General features: G+C 70.5%; 17 protein-coding genes. 5 read left to right on the forward strand and 12 right to left on the reverse strand.

Features of this window, described 5'->3' with window-relative positions; all coding sequences use genetic code 11:
* Positions 1 to 3: 3 nt before the first annotated feature.
* From IU449_RS22055 to IU449_RS22070, 4 genes are read right to left on the reverse strand one after another with little or no spacing between them, the layout of a single operon-like run.
* Entirely contained in the window at positions 4 to 1,314 is a 1,311-nt protein-coding gene (locus IU449_RS22055; RefSeq protein WP_195004010.1) for an AAA domain-containing protein, read from the reverse strand.
* Positions 1,314 to 2,786 (reverse strand): hypothetical protein, encoded by a 1,473-nt coding sequence (locus IU449_RS22060; protein ID WP_195004011.1) that lies wholly within the window; start codon positions 2,784 to 2,786, stop codon positions 1,314 to 1,316. The genes IU449_RS22055 and IU449_RS22060 overlap by 1 nt, the downstream gene beginning before the upstream one ends.
* Complete coding sequence (locus IU449_RS22065) at positions 2,783 to 3,871, reverse strand: hypothetical protein (protein WP_195004012.1); 1,089 nt, start codon at positions 3,869 to 3,871, stop codon at positions 2,783 to 2,785. The genes IU449_RS22060 and IU449_RS22065 overlap by 4 nt, the downstream gene beginning before the upstream one ends.
* On the reverse strand, positions 3,868 to 4,656 hold the full coding sequence (locus IU449_RS22070) for a hypothetical protein (protein WP_195004013.1): 789 nt from the start codon (positions 4,654 to 4,656) through the stop codon (positions 3,868 to 3,870). Before IU449_RS22070 ends, IU449_RS22065 begins: the two co-directional genes overlap by 4 nt.
* Positions 4,657 to 4,787: 131 nt before the next feature.
* Here IU449_RS22070 and IU449_RS22075 point away from each other — a divergent pair, with 131 nt between their 5' ends.
* On the forward strand, positions 4,788 to 5,027 hold the full coding sequence (locus IU449_RS22075; protein ID WP_195004014.1) for a hypothetical protein: 240 nt from the start codon (positions 4,788 to 4,790) through the stop codon (positions 5,025 to 5,027).
* Positions 5,028 to 5,401: 374 nt separating this feature from the next.
* On the opposite strand, the gene lipA is transcribed toward IU449_RS22075, so the two are convergent.
* The 5 genes from lipA to sucB all read right to left on the reverse strand — a co-directional run bounded on the left by lipA (position 5,402) and on the right by sucB (position 10,651).
* Positions 5,402 to 6,475 carry a lipoyl synthase gene (gene lipA / locus IU449_RS22080; RefSeq protein ID WP_195004015.1) on the reverse strand — a complete coding sequence of 358 codons (1,074 nt, stop codon included), beginning with the start codon at positions 6,473 to 6,475 and terminating at the stop codon, positions 5,402 to 5,404.
* Between the two features lie 10 nt (positions 6,476 to 6,485).
* Positions 6,486 to 7,220, reverse strand: coding sequence for a lipoyl(octanoyl) transferase LipB (gene lipB / locus IU449_RS22085; RefSeq protein WP_195004016.1), 735 nt, complete (start codon positions 7,218 to 7,220; stop codon positions 6,486 to 6,488).
* Positions 7,221 to 7,317: 97 nt separating this feature from the next.
* On the reverse strand, positions 7,318 to 7,851 hold the full coding sequence (locus IU449_RS22090; protein ID WP_195004134.1) for a GNAT family N-acetyltransferase: 534 nt from the start codon (positions 7,849 to 7,851) through the stop codon (positions 7,318 to 7,320).
* Positions 7,852 to 8,008: 157 nt separating this feature from the next.
* On the reverse strand, positions 8,009 to 8,911 hold the full coding sequence (locus tag IU449_RS22095) for a TIGR01777 family oxidoreductase (protein ID WP_195004017.1): 903 nt from the start codon (positions 8,909 to 8,911) through the stop codon (positions 8,009 to 8,011).
* A gap of 6 nt (positions 8,912 to 8,917) precedes the next feature.
* Positions 8,918 to 10,651 carry a 2-oxoglutarate dehydrogenase, E2 component, dihydrolipoamide succinyltransferase gene (sucB, locus tag IU449_RS22100; protein WP_195004018.1) on the reverse strand — a complete coding sequence of 578 codons (1,734 nt, stop codon included), beginning with the start codon at positions 10,649 to 10,651 and terminating at the stop codon, positions 8,918 to 8,920.
* A 260-nt stretch (positions 10,652 to 10,911) separates the two neighbouring features.
* On the opposite strand from sucB, the gene IU449_RS22105 reads away from it, so the two are divergent.
* Entirely contained in the window at positions 10,912 to 11,259 is a 348-nt protein-coding gene (locus IU449_RS22105; protein WP_195004019.1) for an oxidoreductase, read from the forward strand.
* Positions 11,260 to 11,319: 60 nt separating this feature from the next.
* Here IU449_RS22105 and IU449_RS22110 read toward each other — a convergent pair whose 3' ends face one another.
* Both IU449_RS22110 and IU449_RS22115 read right to left on the reverse strand, forming a co-directional pair.
* Positions 11,320 to 12,834 carry a leucyl aminopeptidase gene (locus IU449_RS22110; RefSeq protein WP_195004020.1) on the reverse strand — a complete coding sequence of 505 codons (1,515 nt, stop codon included), beginning with the start codon at positions 12,832 to 12,834 and terminating at the stop codon, positions 11,320 to 11,322.
* 2 nt (positions 12,835 to 12,836) lie between these two features.
* Entirely contained in the window at positions 12,837 to 13,520 is a 684-nt protein-coding gene (locus tag IU449_RS22115) for a TetR/AcrR family transcriptional regulator (protein ID WP_324188373.1), read from the reverse strand.
* Positions 13,521 to 13,893: 373 nt separating this feature from the next.
* On the opposite strand from IU449_RS22115, the gene IU449_RS22120 reads away from it, so the two are divergent.
* The 3 genes from IU449_RS22120 to IU449_RS22130 are packed head-to-tail and all read left to right on the forward strand — an operon-like array spanning position 13,894 to position 16,789.
* Complete coding sequence (locus IU449_RS22120; protein WP_195004021.1) at positions 13,894 to 14,526, forward strand: GNAT family N-acetyltransferase; 633 nt, start codon at positions 13,894 to 13,896, stop codon at positions 14,524 to 14,526.
* 10 nt (positions 14,527 to 14,536) lie between these two features.
* Positions 14,537 to 15,631, forward strand: a complete 1,095-nt coding sequence (gene gcvT / locus IU449_RS22125; protein ID WP_195004022.1) for a glycine cleavage system aminomethyltransferase GcvT — start codon at positions 14,537 to 14,539, stop codon at positions 15,629 to 15,631.
* Positions 15,632 to 15,688: 57 nt separating this feature from the next.
* On the forward strand, positions 15,689 to 16,789 hold the full coding sequence (locus IU449_RS22130) for a branched-chain amino acid aminotransferase (RefSeq protein WP_195004023.1): 1,101 nt from the start codon (positions 15,689 to 15,691) through the stop codon (positions 16,787 to 16,789).
* 48 nt (positions 16,790 to 16,837) lie between these two features.
* Here IU449_RS22130 and IU449_RS22135 read toward each other — a convergent pair whose 3' ends face one another.
* Complete coding sequence (locus IU449_RS22135; protein WP_195004024.1) at positions 16,838 to 17,551, reverse strand: MBL fold metallo-hydrolase; 714 nt, start codon at positions 17,549 to 17,551, stop codon at positions 16,838 to 16,840.
* Positions 17,552 to 17,587 lie beyond the last annotated feature (36 nt).

Consider the following 17,587-nt stretch of genomic DNA (forward strand, 5'->3'; position numbering starts at 1 on the left):
TCGCTATGTGCCGCGTACGCGATGCTGTTCGAGCCGGCTCAGGATCGCCTGATTGGCCTCCCACCCGTCGGGGAATTTGACCGGCACTCCGAGGTGCACCGGTTCGGCCGAGGGGTGGGCGTCGAGGAGTTCGGGGATCCCCGCGCGGCCCACCATGATGCAGGCGTGCCGGTGACGGGAGGCCAGCACGCACAGGCGCCCGGCTTCGAGGTGGAAAGCGCTGGCGTCGCGGCGCCCCGACAGCGGGTGCAGGACCACGGTGACGTCGTATTCGCGGCCCTGCAGGCGGTTGGCCGTATCGACGGTGACCGCTTCGGCGGGGGTGCCGCGCAGGGCCGTGCGGATGGCTTCGGCCTGGTCGCGGTGGGCGGTGCCTATGGCGACGCGGTCGACGGTGACGGTGTGGGTGCCCTGTTCGGAGTGGGCGGTGGGGGCGCGTTCCAGCAGGCGTCGGGTGATCTCGGCGACGGCGCGGACGGCTTCGCTGTCGGTGCGCAGGGCGTGCCGGGCGGGGAGTTCGTACCAGCCCCAGCCGTGGTCGGCGGCTTCGTCGAGGACGGCGTCGACGGGGGTGCGCAGGCCGCGGGCGGAGTAGGTGAGGGTGCGGGCGGCGGGGTCGGTGCCGGCGCGGAATTCGTTGAAGGGGTAGAAGGCGGCGGAGACGACGGGGGCGGCGGTGGCCGACAGGCGCCAGGAGACGGGCAGGCTGTGCGGGCGGATGTCGGGATTGTTGGCGAGCATGACCGAGACGGCGCTGGTGGTGGGGTCCCAGGTCAGGCCCGCCCAGCGGCCGGTGTCGACGGTGGCGAAGGGGTCGAGCTGGCCGGGGTCGCCGACGAACAGGCCGCGATCGAAGCGGTTGGCGATGCGCAGCAGCATGTCGCTGCGCATCTGGTAGGCCTCGTCGATGATGGCGTGCTGCCATTCGCCGTCCTCGATGGTGGCCCATTTGGCGGCGGTGCCGATGACGACGGTGCGGTCGGCCAGGTCGGTGACCTTCTGCGCGACGGTCACATTCGGGCGGGTGACGCGCTCCGAGGGCAGGTACCCCGCCGCGGACACCCGGCCGATGGCCAGACCGGGGTCGGCGGTGGCGAGGCGTTCGATGAGGTCGTCGACCTGTTCGTTGGTCTGGGCGACGATCATGTGCTGGTCGCCGGATTCGGCGAGCTGGCGGGCGGCCTTGACCACGAGGGTGGATTTGCCCGCGCCGGGCGGAGAGTCGACGACGATCGCGCGGTTGGTGGAGGTGGCGAGGTCGGTGAGGATGCCCGCGACGGCGGCGTCGGCGGCGCGGGCGGTGTCGGTGGTCATCACAGTTCCTCGAAGGTGTCCGCGGTGGGCACCCATTCCGGCGGTGGGCCGCCGTGGGTCCAAGGGGTTTCCTCGCGGGTGGGCAGTTTCGGCGGCCGCGACGAACCAGGGGTGAATCGGGCGAAGCCGATGCCCGCGCCGAGTTCGGCGACGGTGCCGGGGTCGGGGACGAGTTTGCGGCCCATGCCGCCGGACAGTTCCAGCGTGATGGTGTCGCCGTCGACCTCGAGGACCGTGCCGGACTGCTTGGGATGGTTGATATTGCAGAGCTTTTCGCCGGGGACGGCGGTGAAGGGGTCGCTGGTCCGGACGCGCAGATGGGGGCGCAGGACCTTGCGGGAGCCCTTGGCTTCGGTGCGGGTGGGCTCGACGTCGACGACGGTGCCGGTGAAAGCCGTTCCGGCCAAGCGGTGTTCGAGCATGACGCGGGGGTCGTCGAAGGCGCGTTCGGCGTCGTAGCGTTCGAGGGCGCGTTCGCGGTCGAGCAGGCGGCGGGCGGCCGAGACCGCCGAGTCGCGGCGGGGTTGCGGGGTGCCGTCGGGGATGGTGTCGAGGAAGTAGGAGAAGGCGGCGATGTCGTCGGACCAGCGGCCCTCGGTGTGCGGGGCGGCGGGCAGGGCGCGCAGCAGCGACATGCCCTGCCACATGAGTTGCCAGGTGGGTTCGATCTGTTTGTGCAGGGCGCGTTTGGTGCGCTGCGCCGCGACCGCGCGCGCGGACTCGTCGATCGCCTCGTCGTAGGCGGCGATCAGCGGTGCGAGTTCCTCGTTGTCGAAGCCGGGGTCGGTGGCGGGGCCGGCAGGCGGAACCGAGAGCGGGTCCTCGGCGCGAGCGGCGGCTTCCTGGCCGGTGCGGCCGGGCGGTGGCGCGATCCAGCCGAGCAGCGCGGCGAGATTGGCGTCCTCCAGCGCGGACTGGCCGCTGGCCCAGTGCGCGGACAGCACCGAGGTCATGGGCAGCGCCACGCAGGCGCCGGGGTGTTCGGCGCGGTCACGGAACCAGGTGAGCCAGCGGCCGAGCAGTGGGATGGAGGCGGGGACCGGGTTGTCGCCGTCGGTGCGGTGGAAGCGCACAGAACGGCCGAGCAGGCCGAGGAATTCGATGCCGCCGGTATTGGGCACCCACAGTTGCGGGGCGTCCAGGCAGCGCAGGTAGGTCTCGCCCGACTTGGTGGTGCGTTCCTCGGTTTCCAGGGTGTGCTCGGTGATGTAGGGCAGCACGATGTCGGCCAGGTCGGCGATGAAACGCAGGCGCAGTACGCGGTCGCGGGGTTGGGGGACGATCAGCAGCCGCGGGGCCGCGGGGTCGCGGCCGATCATGATCGCCAGCGGCGCGGCGGCTTCGCCCGCGAGTTTCAGCGGAACCATGACCAGCGGGCGGTCGGAGAGATGGGTGTGGCAGAGGTCGGCGATCGGCTGGGCGCGCCCGGCCCGCATCGCTTCCATGCGGGCGAGCGCGGTCAGCACGCTCATCCGGCGATCTCCAGGCGCAGCCGGTGCGCTTGCCGGAGGACGTCGGCGATGTCGGCGAATTCTTCGCCCAGTGCCAGCGAACCGTCGGCGAGGGAGAGCACCACGTCGATGTTGTCCAGGCCGCCGAGGTCGTCGCAGACGCCGCGGCCCAGCACATCGACACTGCCGCTCGAGCGGGCCTCGTCGCGGCAGGCGAAGGCGAGTTCGCAGGTCGACATGCAGTCGGGGGCGTAGCGGGCGGGGATGTCGGCGATGGTGCCGGCGAGCTGGTCGCCGAGGGCGAAACTGGCCTCCTCGGGCAGGGTGCGGACCAGTTGGTCGATGGAGGTGAGGCGGGAGAGCTGGCGGGAGACCACCGCGATCTGCTTGCGCAGGTCGACCAGCTCGGCGGTCGGGCGGTTGCTGAAATCCGTGGTGCACACCAGGATCACGTTGTGCGAGATCAGTTTCTCCGGGTCCGCGCCGATCTCGCGCATCAGCTCGCGCAGCGCGATCACGTAGACCGCGGATTGGCGGGCGGCGGCGGCGACCTGGGCCGGATCGGCCTGGCCGTCGACGATCGGGAACGACTTGATCTCCACGACGTGGAACTGGCCGCCGAGGCGCAGCGCCACCACGTCCGGTTCCAGATACGCGGTGGCTCCGGCGATTTCCAGACGCAGCATCGGGTGGTCGAACAGTGTGCCCTCGCCGGAATCGACGGCTTGCTCGAAGAGCTGGCGGGTGCGGCGGTAGCGGACCGCGTTGGAGGTGTTGTCGCCGACGGCCTCGAGGTTCTGGTAAGCGACCTCGGGGATGGTGAGGTCCAGCCGCTCGCGCAGCAGGGCGAGCAGATCGGCGCAGCCGTTGGCCTTGACCATGGCTTCGAAGGCGTTGCCTCGGGTAATCGCGAACTGGGACTGGCCGAAGGTCGGCGGAAACCCGAGATGCCGTGCGACGGCGGCCTTGTCGACCGCCGCGGCATCCAGCAGCGCACGCCGGGTGCACCCGGGATTCGCCGTCAGCGCCGCGATCGTCCTGGCGTTGTGACGGCACGCCGGCGCCGCGCCACGCAGTTCGTCCAGCCGTGCCGAAAGTGTGTTCATCCCACCTCTTTTCGTCGCGAATCGGCAACACCCAAGCGGACACCGAACAGTTGGGCGGTGTGATCGAGTCGATTGTTCGCCCGCTGTGCGGCCTCGGCCCGCCGGGCGGCGTCCTCGGCCTGGTGAACGGACAGTTCGCGGATCGCGCAGTCGATGACGTCCGCGTGATCGATGGTGTCCGGGCCGCCGCGCACGCCCGGGATCGAGATCGCCAGCTTCCACAGCACGCGCCGGGCGCGCGGGGCGGTGACCGGTTGCGCGGCCAAGTGTTCGGCGAGCCGGATGGTGCAGGTCAGCAGGTCGACGCGCGGGCTCAGCGGGCCGATCATGCGCTTGTCCAAGGGCCAGGTGCTGACCGCGAGCAGGCCGCGCGCGGGCGCGAGCAGGTCGGTGGTGAGTGCCGAACAGATGTAGTACGGGCGTGCCTGCGGGGCGGAGCGGAACGAGCGCTCCTCGTCGCGGCGCAGGCTGGTCAGGCGGGCGGGGATCAGTTCGCCCGAGAAGAACGCCTCGTGGACGCCGAGCACCAGTTTCGGTGCGGCAGGTGCGCCGAGCAGGGTCAGGGCGCGGTGCACGTGCTCGCGGACGGGAACGGCCGGAGCGGGCTCGGCGGGCTCGTCGGCGAGGTCGATACCGAGAACCGCGTCCTCCCAGGCATTCTCGGCCTGTCGGAGTTCGGCGCGCAGTTGCCGGGCGCCGACGCGATCACCGGCGGACACCGCGCGCCGGACGGAAGCACGCAATTCCGCGATGCGGTCCTCCAATTGCTGGGCGGTGTCTGGCACGAGGCGAGATTATCCAGATATTCCAGTGAAGTCCAGTATTTGCCAGTGTTTTCGACTATCGATAGAGATCCTCGAGCGCGGCCTGCCTACTGCGTCCGCAGCGGTCGGGTGCGGTCCCTAGGATTGCTGGGGTGGAGATCCTCTTGGCCGTCCTACTGCCCATCGTGATTCTGGCTAGTTGTTTGGTCGTGATTCGTGTCGTCCGGCAGAAGCAGCGTAGTGGCGCGCTCGGCAACATGGCGCCGACCACCAACGGGGACTCGGTGATTCCGGTGGATGACTCCGCACAGGATGTCTCGGTGGAACATCATGTCGATGCGGTGAGCAGGTCCACGGGGCCGGGGGAGGAAGGTCTGCAGGTCGGGCACTGAACGGCGGGGGGCGCCCGCTGTGCATTGCTCCGGGTCGAGTCGGCCCGGTCGACTGCTCCTGGACCAACCGGGCTGTGCGTCTCGCTCGGTGAGCGGGTGTGAGCGCAGGAGGGGCGCTACCGTGGTGCGGTGCGGATGCGCTACGAGATCGAGGAAGACGACGAGTACACCATCGCCAAGGAGCTCTTCACGCGACGGTGTGTGGCATGGGCCGCCGAGCGGGGACATCCAGCTGACGCACGCATCATGGCAGCGACACTGGATTCACCGACGCCTGCCGTTACGGCACAAGGGCTGATTCGGCCGGTTCGGCTGAGCCGGGCAGGAAATTACCTGGGCCGATAGTGGTGGGTACCGGCCCAGGCCCGGGGCGGTCAGCTGCCGAAGCGGGCGAGGACCGCGGAAGCCTCCTGGGAGGCGGTGCCTTCCTCGGCGAGATGCGCCATGGCGGCGGGAATCTCGCGGCCGTGGTGGATCATGGCCTGAGCGTAGAGGCGACCGGCTCGGTAGGAGGAGCGGACCAGGGGGCCCGCCATGACGCCCGCGAAGCCCATGGCTTCGGCGGCCTTGGAGTGCTCGACGAATTCCTCCGGCTTGACCCAGCGGTCGACGGGGTGGTGGCGGGGGGAGGGGCGCAGGTATTGGGTGATGGTGAGGATGTCGCAGCCCGCGTCGTGCAAGTCGCGCATGGCCTGGGTGACTTCCTCGGGGGTCTCGCCCATCCCGAGGATCAAGTTGGACTTGGTGACCAGGCCGGCTTCGCGGGCGGCGGTGAGGACCGACAGGGAGCGCTCGTAACGGAACGCGGGGCGGATGCGCTTGAAGATGCGCGGGACCGTCTCCAGGTTGTGGGCGAGCACCTCGGGGCGGGTATCGAAGACCTCGGCCAGCTGGGCGGGGTCGGCGTTGAAGTCGGGGATGAGCAGCTCGACGCCCGTCGCGGGGTTCAGACGCTTGATGGCGCGGACGGTTTCGGCGTAGAGCCAGGCGCCGCCGTCGTCGAGGTCGTCGCGGGCCACACCGGTGATGGTGGAGTAGCGCAGACCCATCGCCTGGACGGATTCGGCGACGCGGCGGGGCTCGTCGCGGTCGAGGGCGGCGGGCTTGCCCGTATCGATCTGGCAGAAATCGCAGCGGCGGGTGCACTGCTCGCCGCCGATGAGGAAGGTGGCTTCGCGATCTTCCCAGCATTCGAAGATGTTGGGGCAGCCCGCTTCCTCGCAGACGGTGTGCAGGCCCTCACGCTTGACCAGGCCCTTGAGTTCGCTGTACTCGGGGCCCATGGTGGCGCGGGTACGGATCCACTTGGGCTTGCGCTCGATCGGGGTCTGCGCGTTGCGCGCCTCGATGCGCAGCAGTTTGCGGCCATCCGCTGTAGCGGTGGCCTGAGCAGCGGTGGCCGGGGTGGGGGTGCCGCCTTGCGGTGTCGGGGTGTCGACTGAGGTCACCTGATCGACCTTACGCGCGTGCCGGATCCGGCTGGGACGCCGGTGTGCGGGGGATGTCGTGCTCGCTGACCGGCAGATCGCCGTTGAGGGCCTGCACGATGGCGGTGGCGACCATGGGCTTGACCTCGGCGACGGTGACCTCGCGGTCCAGTTCGCGGGTGAGGGTGGTGACGCCCGCGTCGGGGATGCCGCAGGGCACGATCGCCTGGAAGCCGTCGAGGGCGGAGTTGCAGTTCAGGGAGATGCCGTGCAGGGCGACGCCGCGCTGCACCCGGATGCCGATGGCGGCGACCTTGCGCTCGGCGAAGAACTCGGTGGCGGGCAGCCAGACCCCGGAGCGGCCCTCGACGCGGCCGACGGTCAGACCGAGGTCGGTGCACACGCTGATCAGGGCTTCCTCGAGGCGGCGCACATAGTCGACGACGTCGACGGGCTCGGCCAGGCGCACGATCGGGTAGCCGACGAGCTGACCGGGGCCGTGCCAGGTGATCTTGCCGCCGCGGTCCACCTGCACCACGGGGCTGCCGTCGATGGGCAGGTCGGCATCCTCGGTGCGGCGGCCCGCGGTGAACACCGACGGGTGCTCGAGCAGGAGCAGACGATCGGAACCGGCGTTCTCGGCGCGTTCGGCGGCGATGGTGCGCTGTAGTTCCCAAGCGGCGTGATAGTCGATGAGACCGAGGTCCTCGACGACGACGGGTGCGGTGTCGAAGCGAGCGGACCGAGCGGTGCGCGTGTCGTTCACGATCACGACGTTACGCCCGGACGTGGAGGTGATCACAGCGACCCGCTGTGGTCGCCGCCACAGTGTTGCCGACCTGCGACAACGCCTCCAGCGGCGCTCAGTCGCCCGCCACGGGGAGGGTCAATTGCAGCAGGGTGAGGTCGAGCCAGCGGCCGAATTTACGGCCCACCTCCGGCATCCGCCCCACCTCGACGAAGCCGAACCGCTCGTGCAGGGCGATGGACGCGGCGTTGCCGGACTCGATGGCGGCGATCATCGTGTGCACGCGGCCGGAGCCGCGCGCCCGCTCGATCAGCGCGCCGAGCAGGGCGGAGGCCAGGCCGCGGCGATGGAACCGCTCGGCGATGTAGACGGAGTTCTCCACGCTGTAGCGGTAGCCGGCTTTCGGGCGGAACTGGCCGTAGTGGGCGTAACCGGCGAACTCGCCGTCGACTTCGGCGATGAGCACCGGCATGCCCGCGGCGCGGCGATCGCGGAACCAGGCCAGGCGGTCGGCCGGATCGGCTTCCTCGACGTCCCACAGAGCGGTGGAGGTCGCGATGTTGATGTTGTGGAGTTCGAGGATCGCGGGCAGGTCGTCCTCGATGGCGTCACGAATGACGGTGTCCGGACGGGCGTGCGTGACGGTCAACGGGAACTCCAGAACAGAACTCGGCGGACGGCGGCCGCCCCGATCATCGCCGTTCACGACGATCCCCGGCAATGAGCGCTCGGTCACGCGGGTCGACGGTCGGCGCCGCGGCCGGGGCTCGGCGGGGGCCGGATCCGGTGTCGGGGCCGAGGTGGGCTCAGCGCGCGTCGGTGTCCAGCAGGGCGGCCAGTGCGGAACCGATGGTGGGGTGACGGAACTGGTAGCCGGCCCGCTCCAGCACGGTCGGGATGGCGCGCGGGCCGCGCAGGATCGCCTCGTCGGCGAATTCGCCGATCACTGTGCGCAGCGCGATGGCGGGCACGATCAGCGGGGTCCGCCTGCCCAGCGCCCGGCCGATGGCGTGGTTGAACTCGGCATTGGTGACCGGGGCGGGCCCGACGGTATTGACCGGGCCGTCGATGGTGTCCTCGGTCAGGGCGAAGACGATGGCGCCGATCTCGTCTTCCAGGGAGATCCACGGGGTGTATTGACGGCCGTTACCGAGGCGAGCGCCGAGTCCGAGCCGGTAGAGCGGGCGCAGCATGCTCATCATGCCGCCGTGCCGGGAGAGCACCACGCCGCTGCGTAGCAGGACCGTGCGCACGCCCGCGGCGCGCGCGGGTTCGGTCGCGGCCTCCCAGTCCCGGCACAGGGTCGCCAGGAACCCGGTGCCGGGCGGAGTCGTCTCGTCGACGACGCGATCGCCGGTGGCGCCGCCGTAGTAGTGCACGCCGCTGGCGTTGACCAGCACCGGCACGCCCGCGGCGGCCGCCTCGGTGGACAGCACATCGGTGGGTGTGATGCGGCTGTCGCGCAGCTCCTGTTTGAAGCTGCCGGTCCACCGCCGTTGTCCGAGGCCCGCACCGCACAGGTTCACCACCGCGTCGGCGCCACGCAGCGCCCGAGCGTCGAGCTCGGCGCGCGCGGGATGCCAGGTGAACTCGTCACGGGCCGCGACGGGACGGCGCACGAGACGGACGACACCGTGTCCGTCCCTGCGCAACGCGGCGACCAGCGCCGTCCCGATCAACCCGGATGATCCGGCGATCACGACCTTCATCGGCGTCTACAGACCCAGATCGGCCTCGAACGCGGCCTCTTCGAGGCGGTGCCGGATCGTGGTCAGGAAGCGCCCCGCGTCGGCGCCGTCGATGAGGCGGTGATCGTAGGTGAGGGGCAGGTAGCACATGGACCGCACGCCGATGGATTCGCCGCCGGTCTCGTCGGTCACCACCACCGGCCGCTTGACGATCGCGCCGGTGCCGAGCATGGCCGCCTGCGGCGGAACCAGGATCGGAGTGTCGAACAGCGCGCCCTGGCTGCCGATATTGGTGATGGTGAAGGTGCCGCCCGCCAGCTCGTCGGGCTTGAGACCGCCGTTGCGGGCGCGGTCGGCGATATCGGCGATGGCGCGGGCCAGACCGGCCAGCGACAGGTCGCTGGCGTTGTGGATCACCGGGGACAGCAGACCCTGTTCGGTGTCGACGGCGATGCCGAGGTGCACCGAGGCGTGGTAGGTGATCTCCTTGCTGTCCTCGTTGTAGGAGGCGTTGACGTTCGGGTGCACGCCGAGCGCCTCGACCACGGCCTTGGCGAAGAACGGCAGGAACGTCAGGTTGACGCCCTCGCGCTCCTTGAACGCCGCCTTGGCCTGCGAGCGCAGCGCCGCGATCTTGGTGACGTCGGCCTCGTGGACCTGGGTGAGCTGCGCGGTGGTCTGCAGCGACTCACGGGTCTTGATGGCGGTGATCTGGCGGATACGGTTCACCTTTTGCGTGGTGCCGCGCAGGTGGGCCAGCTTGGCATCGGCCGCCGGAGCGGCGGGCGCGGCAGCGGCGGCGGGAGCCGGAGCAGGAGCCGGGGCGGGCGCCTTCTTGGCCTCGGCGGCGGCGAGCACATCCTGCTTGCGGATGCGTCCGCCGACACCGGAGCCCTTGACGGCGGCCAGGTCGACGCCGTGTTCCTCGGCGAGCTTGCGCACCAGCGGGGTCACGTACGGGGTGGCATCGGAGTCGGCCGCGGGCTCGGCCTTCGGGGCCGGAGCGGGCTGCTCGGCCTTCGGCGCGGGTGCGGGCGCGGGCTTGGGCGCGGGTTCCGGCTTGGGCTCGGGCTTCGGTTCCGGCGCGGGTTCCGGCTTCGGTGCCGGGGCGGGCTCGGCCTTCGGCGCGGGCGAGCCGCTGCCGATGATGCCGAGCTGGCCGCCCACATCGACGACATCGTCTTCCTGGGCGGTGATCTCGAGCAGCGTGCCCGCGACCGGTGACGGGATCTCGGTGTCGACCTTGTCGGTGGAGACCTCGAGCAGCGGCTCGTCGACCTCGACCTGATCGCCGACCGCCTTGAGCCAGCGGGTGACGGTGCCCTCGGTGACCGACTCGCCCAGTTCGGGCATCTTCACCGCAGTGCCCTCGGCGGAACCGGACTGCTGCGGGGCCTGTTCGGCCTGCGCGGGCTCGGGTTCGGGCTCGGCGGCCGCGACTTCCTCGGCGGGCGGCTGCGCGGCCGGAGCCTCGGCGGCGGGGGCGGATGCCGCGGGCGCCTCGGTGGGGGCAGGTGCTTCACCTTCGCCGGAGATCACGCCGAGCTCGCCGCCGATCTCGACGACGTCGTCTTCCTGGGCGACGATCTTCGACAGCACGCCCGCCGCCGGGGACGGGATCTCGGTGTCGACCTTGTCGGTGGAGACCTCGAGCAGCGGCTCGTCGACCTCGACCGTGTCTCCTTCCTGCTTCAGCCACCTGGTCACCGTTCCCTCGGTGACGCTCTCACCAAGAGCCGGCATCTGGACGGAGAAGGCCATGTCCGTTGACTCCTCTGACTGCTCGACGGGTTCTACAACAGTTGATCTTCCGCCGGGCGTCCACCGCGGTCGCGGCGAAAACCCGGAAAGCCTCGCGGATTCTGCGCGGCATCGGAGATCGGTGTGGTTCTTTGTACCGTCGACCATCCTTGCACCCGCCGCCGTGGCGCGTAGCACAGGGCGGTCAGTTGACCGCGAGCTGGCACTATGGAATCGACGCCGGTGAGAACTTTCACCGGAGGAGTAGGAGGTCGGCGCGGATGGGTCTGTGGAGGCGCCTGCGTGGTGCGATGAGCCGGGGCGGCGGCGGCGTTTCGGGTGCGGACGCGCGGTATCTCGCCGACTGGGTGCGTACCCACACCGGCGTCGAGGGATACATCGAGCCCAAGACGACGGTGACCGACGTGACGGTGGTGCTCGTCGCCGCGGACGGCGAGTGGACACGACGAATCGTCGGCGAGGCCGGAGCGCGGAAGCTGGCCGGTGATCTGCGAATTCCGGTCTACGACGTGGCGAAGACCGGCTATCCCCAGCGCATGCGCGACTTCGACGAACGCAAGCGCATCGAGCGGCGCAAGGCGTTCGAGGAGGAGTTGCGCGATCTGTGATGCCGCACGGGGACTCGTGGTTTCGCGAGTCGCCGTGCGGTCGTCACTGCTCGGACGCCGTCACTGCTCCGCGGCGATGTCCTCGAGGACCGCGATGAGGGTGCGGACCGGGACGCCGGTGCCGCCCTTGCCGATGTAGCCGAACGGGCCGCCGGTGTTGTAGGCCGGGCCCGCGATGTCCACGTGTGCCCACTGGACGCCCTCGGGCACGAACTCCTTCAGGAACAGCCCTGCCGAGAGCATGCCGCCCCAGCGATGCGGTGCGACATTGGCCAGATCGGCGATCTTGGAGTTGAGATCCTGGCGCAGTTCGGCGGGCAGCGGCATCGACCAGCCGTTCTCGCCGACCGCGCGCGAGATCCCCGCCACCCGGTCGCGGAATTCCTCGGTGCCCATCACACCGGGGGTCCTGGTGCCGAGGGCGACCATCTGCGCGCCGGTCAGGGTGGCGACGTCGATGAGGAATTCCGGATCGTCCTCGCACGCACGGACGATCGCGTCGGCCAGGATGAGCCTGCCCTCGGCATCGGTGTTGAGCACCTCGACGGTGGTGCCGCCGTACTGGGTGAGCACGTCGCCGGGCCGCTGGGCGGTGGCCGAGGGCATGTTCTCGGCCATCGGCACGGTCGCGGTGACCGTGATCGGCAGGCCGAGCCGGGCCGCGAGCAGGACGGTGGCCACGACCGCGGCGGCGCCCGCCATGTCCGAGGTCATGTTCTCCATGTTGGCGGCGGGCTTGATGGAGATGCCGCCGGTGTCGAAGGTGATGCCCTTGCCGACCAGCGCGACCTTCCGCTCGCCGCCCGCGTAGCTCAGCCGGACCAGCCGGGGCGGGCGCGAGGAGCCCTTGCCGACGCCGAGCACGCCACCGTAACCATGGTCTTCCAGGGCCTTCTCGTCCAGCACCTCGACCTCGAGACCGGCGCCGCGGCCCAAAGTCTCGGCGCGGGCGGCGAACTCGGCCGGGTAGAGGTGGCTGGGCGGGGTGTTGACGAAATCGCGTGCGGTGGCGACGGCTTCGGCGACCAGCGCGGCGCGGATGAGTTCCGCCTCACCGAAATCGGCGGTCGGCACCAGCAATTCCACGCGCGCCAGCGGACCCTCGTCGGCTTTGGGGGCGGATTTCGCCGAGCGGAACGGGATGAAGGTGTAGGCGCCGAGGTAGAAGCCCTCGGCGGCGGCGCCCAGATCCAGGCCGCCCAACGTGGTGGCGACGAGTTCGGTGCCGCTGAGCGAGCGCGCGGCCACCCCGGCGCTGCGACGGATCTGCTCGGCGTCGACCTTCTCGGCCGGGCCCAGGCCGACCGCCAGCACGCTGGTGACATCGTCGAGGCCGGCGGGAGCGGGCACCCGGGTCAGTTCCTCGGCCTTGCCCTTGGCGCCCACCGCGCCGAGGGCGTCGAGCAGGTCCGCGCGTACCTGTTCGGTGAGGACGTCACCGAACAGGTCGTCGGGGGCGATGGACGGACCGTTCTCCGAGGACGTCAACCCGATCACGAGCACGTCGGTGTCCGGGCTCAGTGATTCGGTGCGCGCCAATTCGGGTCCGAGTGGGCGATCTGCAACAGCGGTCATGGTCACAGGCTATTCGGTCGGTTCCGCATCGTGCAGCGGACGTCCAGGGGTGTGGCGTGGCGGTGCGCGATGCCGTCGAGGAGCAGGGCGACGGCGCTGGTGAGCAGGTCGTCGAGATCCAGGGCGCCGGCCTGGGCGAGGGCCGGGGACAGCGTGGGGTGGGTGCCCAGGGTGCGCAGATCCGGCTCGTCCGGCGATGTGGTGTCCTCGGGATCGCCGCCGGATGCGCTGTCCGCGCGCCGGTCACGATCGGAGGCCGACAGCAGGGCGAGGCCCTGGACCAGTCCGGACAGGGCGAGGTAGGTGGTGAGCAACTCCTCGGCCGGAACGTGGAACCGGCCCAGCGCCGCGAAGGTCCGCTCGAGTGTGTCGAACAGGGCGGGACCGAGTGGGGGACGGGTGCGGGCCAGCACCGGCAGCATCCAGGCGTGCTCGCGGTAGAGGCGCCATTCGCGATGCGCCTCCTGAGCCACAGCGCTGCGCGGATCGGCGCGGAGGGGATGCGGGCGGCGCGCGTGTTCGGCCATGACCAACTCGGTCATCGCCGACAGCAAGGCTTCCCGGTCCGGGTAGTGGCGGTAGAGCGCGGCGGTGGCGACACCGAGATCGCCTGCGAGGCGGCGCATGGTGAGTCCGCCGAGACCGTCGCGGTCGGCCAGGGCGACCGCGGTCCGGGCGATCGTCACGCGGGTGAGGCGCTCGGGCCGCGGCGGCCGGCGATCGGTGGGGGCACCGGCGGCGCGGAGCGCGCGGCGGGCTCGGTAGGCGCGGGCCTGGCAGGACCGTGAACAGTAGCGGCGGGGCCTGCCGCGGTTCGCAGAGTCGAGGCGGCGGCGGCACAGGTCGCACCGCGTGGCCCGCGGGTCCGTCGCGTCGGCGACGGGAATCCGGTCCTCGCGGGAACTGCGGGCACCGCGAGAGCCTCGACTGTCGGAGGGGTGGCGTTCGCCGGCTTTCGACACACGAACAAGTGTGACGAAAATCTGGAGAAGCACTACCGCCGTACCTACTTTGGCGTTCGGAACAGTGTTCACAACAGGAGGTAGGGGAGTGGATCGGATGCGCGTGAGAAGGGCGGATGCCGCCGACGTCGAGGCGGTCGGTCGCGCGTACGCGGCGGGTGCGCAGGACGAGGCGGTGACGGCCTGGGTGACCGAGGGGTACCCGGATGTCGCGGCGGCGTTCCGTGCCGAGCACGCGCCGAAGGTGATCGAACGGGCGGTGCGCGAGGACGAGGTATGGGTCGCGGGTCCGGAGCAGGAGGTGTGGTCGGTCTCGGTGTGGCATCACGTCACCGCGGTGGACCGGTACGAGGCCGAGGCGCGGGAGATCGCCGAGATGGCCTCGACGGCGTCGCGGATCCGTCCAATGGTCCGGCTGGCGGCGGTGACCGCGCTGGTCGCGCGGACGCATCCGCGCGAATTCCCCCATCGATACCTGCAATCCATCGTGACCGTGCCGCAACACCGGGGACGGGGCGCGGGCGCGGCGATCCTGGCCGCGCGGCTGTCCGAGGCAGCGGAGCCGGTGTATCTGGAAGCCAGCACCGAGCGTTCGGCCGCCCTCTACGAACGCTGCGGTTTCGTGCGGACCGGGGGCGCATTCGCGCTGCCCGACGGTGGCCCCGTACTGATCCCCATGTGGTTCCGCGGGCGCTCACCGGCGCGCGATGCGCAGACGAGCGCGGGCTAAGCTCGGCGGCATGACCGACCTGTTGCGCGGACCTGTCCACGATGTGCACGTCGAACTGGGGGCGACGTTCGCGGAATTCGGCGGCTGGCAGATGCCGGTGTCCTACGCGGGCACCGTGGGCGAGCATCAGGCCACGCGCACCGCGGTCGGGCTGTTCGACGTCAGCCACCTCGGCAAGGCGACGGTGGCCGGCCCGGGCGCGGCGCGGTTCGTGAACGCCGTGCTCACCAACGATCTGGACCGTATCCGGCCGGGCAAGGCGCAGTACACGCTGTGCTGCACTGAGGACGGTGGCGTGATCGACGACCTCATCGCCTATTACGTCGGCGACGAGGAGATCTTCCTGGTGCCGAACGCGGCGAACACCGCGACGGTGGTGCGGCGACTGGCGGCGGCGGCGCCCGACGGTGTCACGGTGACGGATCAGCATCGCGAATACGCGGTGTTCGCGGTGCAGGGACCGGGCGCGGCGGCGGTGCTCGATGGGCTCGGCCTGCCGTCGGACATGGAGTACATGGCTTTCGCCGACGCCGAGTGGGACGGTCGCCCGGTCCGGGTCTGCCGCACCGGCTACACCGGCGAACACGGCTACGAGGTGTTGCCGCGCTGGAACGACGCCGAGGTGGTGTTCCGGGCGCTGACCGAGCGGGTGAAGGCCGTGGGCGGGCAGCTCGCGGGGCTGGGCGCGCGTGACACCTTGCGCACCGAGATGGGGTACCCGCTGCACGGCCACGAACTGTCCACCGAGATCTCGCCGGTGCAGGCGGGCATCGGCTGGGCCGTCGCCTGGGGCAAGCCGGAGTTCTGGGGCAAGGCCGCACTGGCACAGGAGAAGGCGGCGGGACCGCGCCGCATCCTGCGCGGGTTGCGCGCACTGGACCGCGGCGTGCTGCGTCAGGGGCAGACCGTGTTGCGCGACGGCGCGGAGGTCGGGCAGACCACCTCGGGCACCTTCTCGCCGACCCTGAAGATCGGTATCGCGCTCGCGCTGATCGACACCGCCGCAGGGATCGAGCCGGGGGCGGAGGTCGAGGTGGACGTGCGTGGGCGGAAACTGCGCTGCGAGGTGGTCAAGCCGCCTTTCCTGTCGCCGCGCACCTCCTGAACCGCAACCGCCCACACGCGCGAGACCGGGATCCGGGCACGGATTAGGATCATCGCCATGACCGTTGCCGCACAGTTCGCCCGCATTCCCCATCCCGCGCCGCAATCGGACCAGCGGGTAGCGGAGATTCTGGCGGCCCCCGGTTTCGGGCGGTACTTCACCGATCACATGGTCTCCATCGACTACACCGAGGCCGAAGGCTGGACCAACGCGAAGGTCGAGCCGTACGGACCCCTGTCGATGGACCCGGCCACCATGGTGTTCCACTACGGCCAGGCGATCTTCGAGGGCCTCAAGGCCTACCGGCAGGCCGACGGCAGCGTCGCGACCTTCCGCATCGACGCCAACGCGGCGCGGTTCCGTCGCTCCGCGCGCCGGATGGCGATGGCCGAATTACCCGAGGAACTGTTCATCGAGTCCGTGCGTCAACTGCTCGAGGTCGACGAGCGCTGGGTGCCCGCCGCGGGCGGCGAGGAATCGCTGTACCTGCGCCCCTTCCTGTTCTCCACCGAGGCGGGCCTGGGCGTGAAGCCCGCGTCGGCCTACAAGTACCTGTTGCTCGCCTCGCCCGCGGGCGCGTACTTCCCGCGCGGGGTCAAGCCGGTGCGGGTGTGGCTGTCGACCGAGTACGTGCGCGCTGCCCCCGGCGGCACCGGTGAGGCGAAGGTCGCGGGCAACTACGCGGCCTCGCTGCTCGCCCAGGCCCAGGCCTCCGAGAAGGGGTGCGACCAGGTGGTGTGGCTGGACGCCTGTGAGCGCCGCTACGTCGAGGAGATGGGCACGAACAACCTGTTCTTCGTCTTCGGCAAGGGATCCAACGCCCGTCTGGTGACCCCGGAGCTGTCCGGCTCGCTGCTGCCCGGCATCACCCGCGATTCGCTGCTGACGCTGGCCGCCGACTCCGGCTACCCGGTGGAGGAGCGCAAGATCACCGTCGACGAGTGGCGCGAGGGCGCCGCCTCCGGCGAGATCAGCGAGGTCTTCGCCTGCGGCACCGCCGCTGTCATCACGCCGGTCGGCTGGGTGCGCTCCGGCGAGGGCGAGTTCACCATCGGCGGCGGCGAGCCCGGCGAGGTGACCATGGCGCTGCGCGAGACCCTCACCGGTATCCAGCGCGGTACCTTCGCCGACATCCACGGCTGGATGCGCAAGGCCTGAGCGCGAGGCGGTGGCAGCCGCTGCCGCCACCGCCGATCCGCCGGTATCTCAGCCAGGCATCAGCATGTGCCACTGCTCGAGGGTCTGCGGCCGCATGACGTAGTTGTTGTCCTTGATCACCGACAGTGCCGCGCTGGGCTCCTCGGAGTACCAGTGGCCGGGGTAGACCACCGGGTCGCCGGACAGTCCGGCCAGATAGCGGAGGCTGCGGAACATCTCGTCGGTGTCCCCGCCGGGGAAGTCGGTGCGGCCGCAGCCGTCCACGAACAGGGTGTCGCCCGCGACGAGGCGGTTGTCCACCAGGAAGCACTGGCTGCCGGGGGTGTGGCCCGGAGTGTGCAGCAGCTGGATGCGCACCGCGCCGACCTCGAGGGTGTCGCCGTGCTGATGTCCGGTGAGTTCGCTCGGTGCGATACCGGTGACATTGGCGACCCAGGAAAGTTCCTGGTTGTTCACGTGCACGGGCATCGGGCGCTGCTCGAGCAATTCGGCCACGCCACGCAGGGTGAAGCCGAGCATGGTTCCGCCGACGTGATCGGGGTGGTGATGGGTGGCCAGCACGCCGGTCAGGCGCAGGCCGTCGCTCTCGGCGATCTCGACCAGGTCGCCGGCGGCGTAGGCGGGGTCGACCACCACGCACTCACCGGCCTCGCGGTCACCGATCAGGTAGGCGAAATTGCGCATCTGGGTCGCGATCGGGTCGCCGACGGCGAAATCGCGCCCGGCCAGCAGCTGCCGGAAGTACAGACGGTCGGAAGACATATGCCCACCCTAGGGGTACTGTGGCTGCCTCCGCGC

It is taken from the genome of Nocardia higoensis (assembly GCF_015477835.1).
GTDB lineage: Bacteria > Actinomycetota > Actinomycetes > Mycobacteriales > Mycobacteriaceae > Nocardia > Nocardia higoensis_A.

Excerpts from the sequence above, each read along its gene's own strand:
- IU449_RS22055 (WP_195004010.1), bottom strand. The coding sequence starts at position 1,314 with ATGACCACCGACACCGCCCGCGCCGCCGACGCCGCCGTCGCGGGCATC.
- IU449_RS22120 (WP_195004021.1), top strand. The coding sequence starts at position 13,894 with ATGCGCGTGAGAAGGGCGGATGCCGCCGACGTCGAGGCGGTCGGTCGC.
- sucB (WP_195004018.1), bottom strand. The coding sequence starts at position 10,651 with ATGGCCTTCTCCGTCCAGATGCCGGCTCTTGGTGAGAGCGTCACCGAG.
- IU449_RS22065 (WP_195004012.1), bottom strand. The coding sequence starts at position 3,871 with ATGAACACACTTTCGGCACGGCTGGACGAACTGCGTGGCGCGGCGCCG.
- IU449_RS22130 (WP_195004023.1), top strand. The coding sequence starts at position 15,689 with ATGACCGTTGCCGCACAGTTCGCCCGCATTCCCCATCCCGCGCCGCAA.
- gcvT (WP_195004022.1), top strand. The coding sequence starts at position 14,537 with ATGACCGACCTGTTGCGCGGACCTGTCCACGATGTGCACGTCGAACTG.
- IU449_RS22060 (WP_195004011.1), bottom strand. The coding sequence starts at position 2,786 with ATGAGCGTGCTGACCGCGCTCGCCCGCATGGAAGCGATGCGGGCCGGG.
- IU449_RS22110 (WP_195004020.1), bottom strand. The coding sequence starts at position 12,834 with ATGACCGCTGTTGCAGATCGCCCACTCGGACCCGAATTGGCGCGCACC.
- IU449_RS22135 (WP_195004024.1), bottom strand. The coding sequence starts at position 17,551 with ATGTCTTCCGACCGTCTGTACTTCCGGCAGCTGCTGGCCGGGCGCGAT.
- IU449_RS22095 (WP_195004017.1), bottom strand. The coding sequence starts at position 8,911 with ATGAAGGTCGTGATCGCCGGATCATCCGGGTTGATCGGGACGGCGCTG.
- IU449_RS22105 (WP_195004019.1), top strand. The coding sequence starts at position 10,912 with ATGGGTCTGTGGAGGCGCCTGCGTGGTGCGATGAGCCGGGGCGGCGGC.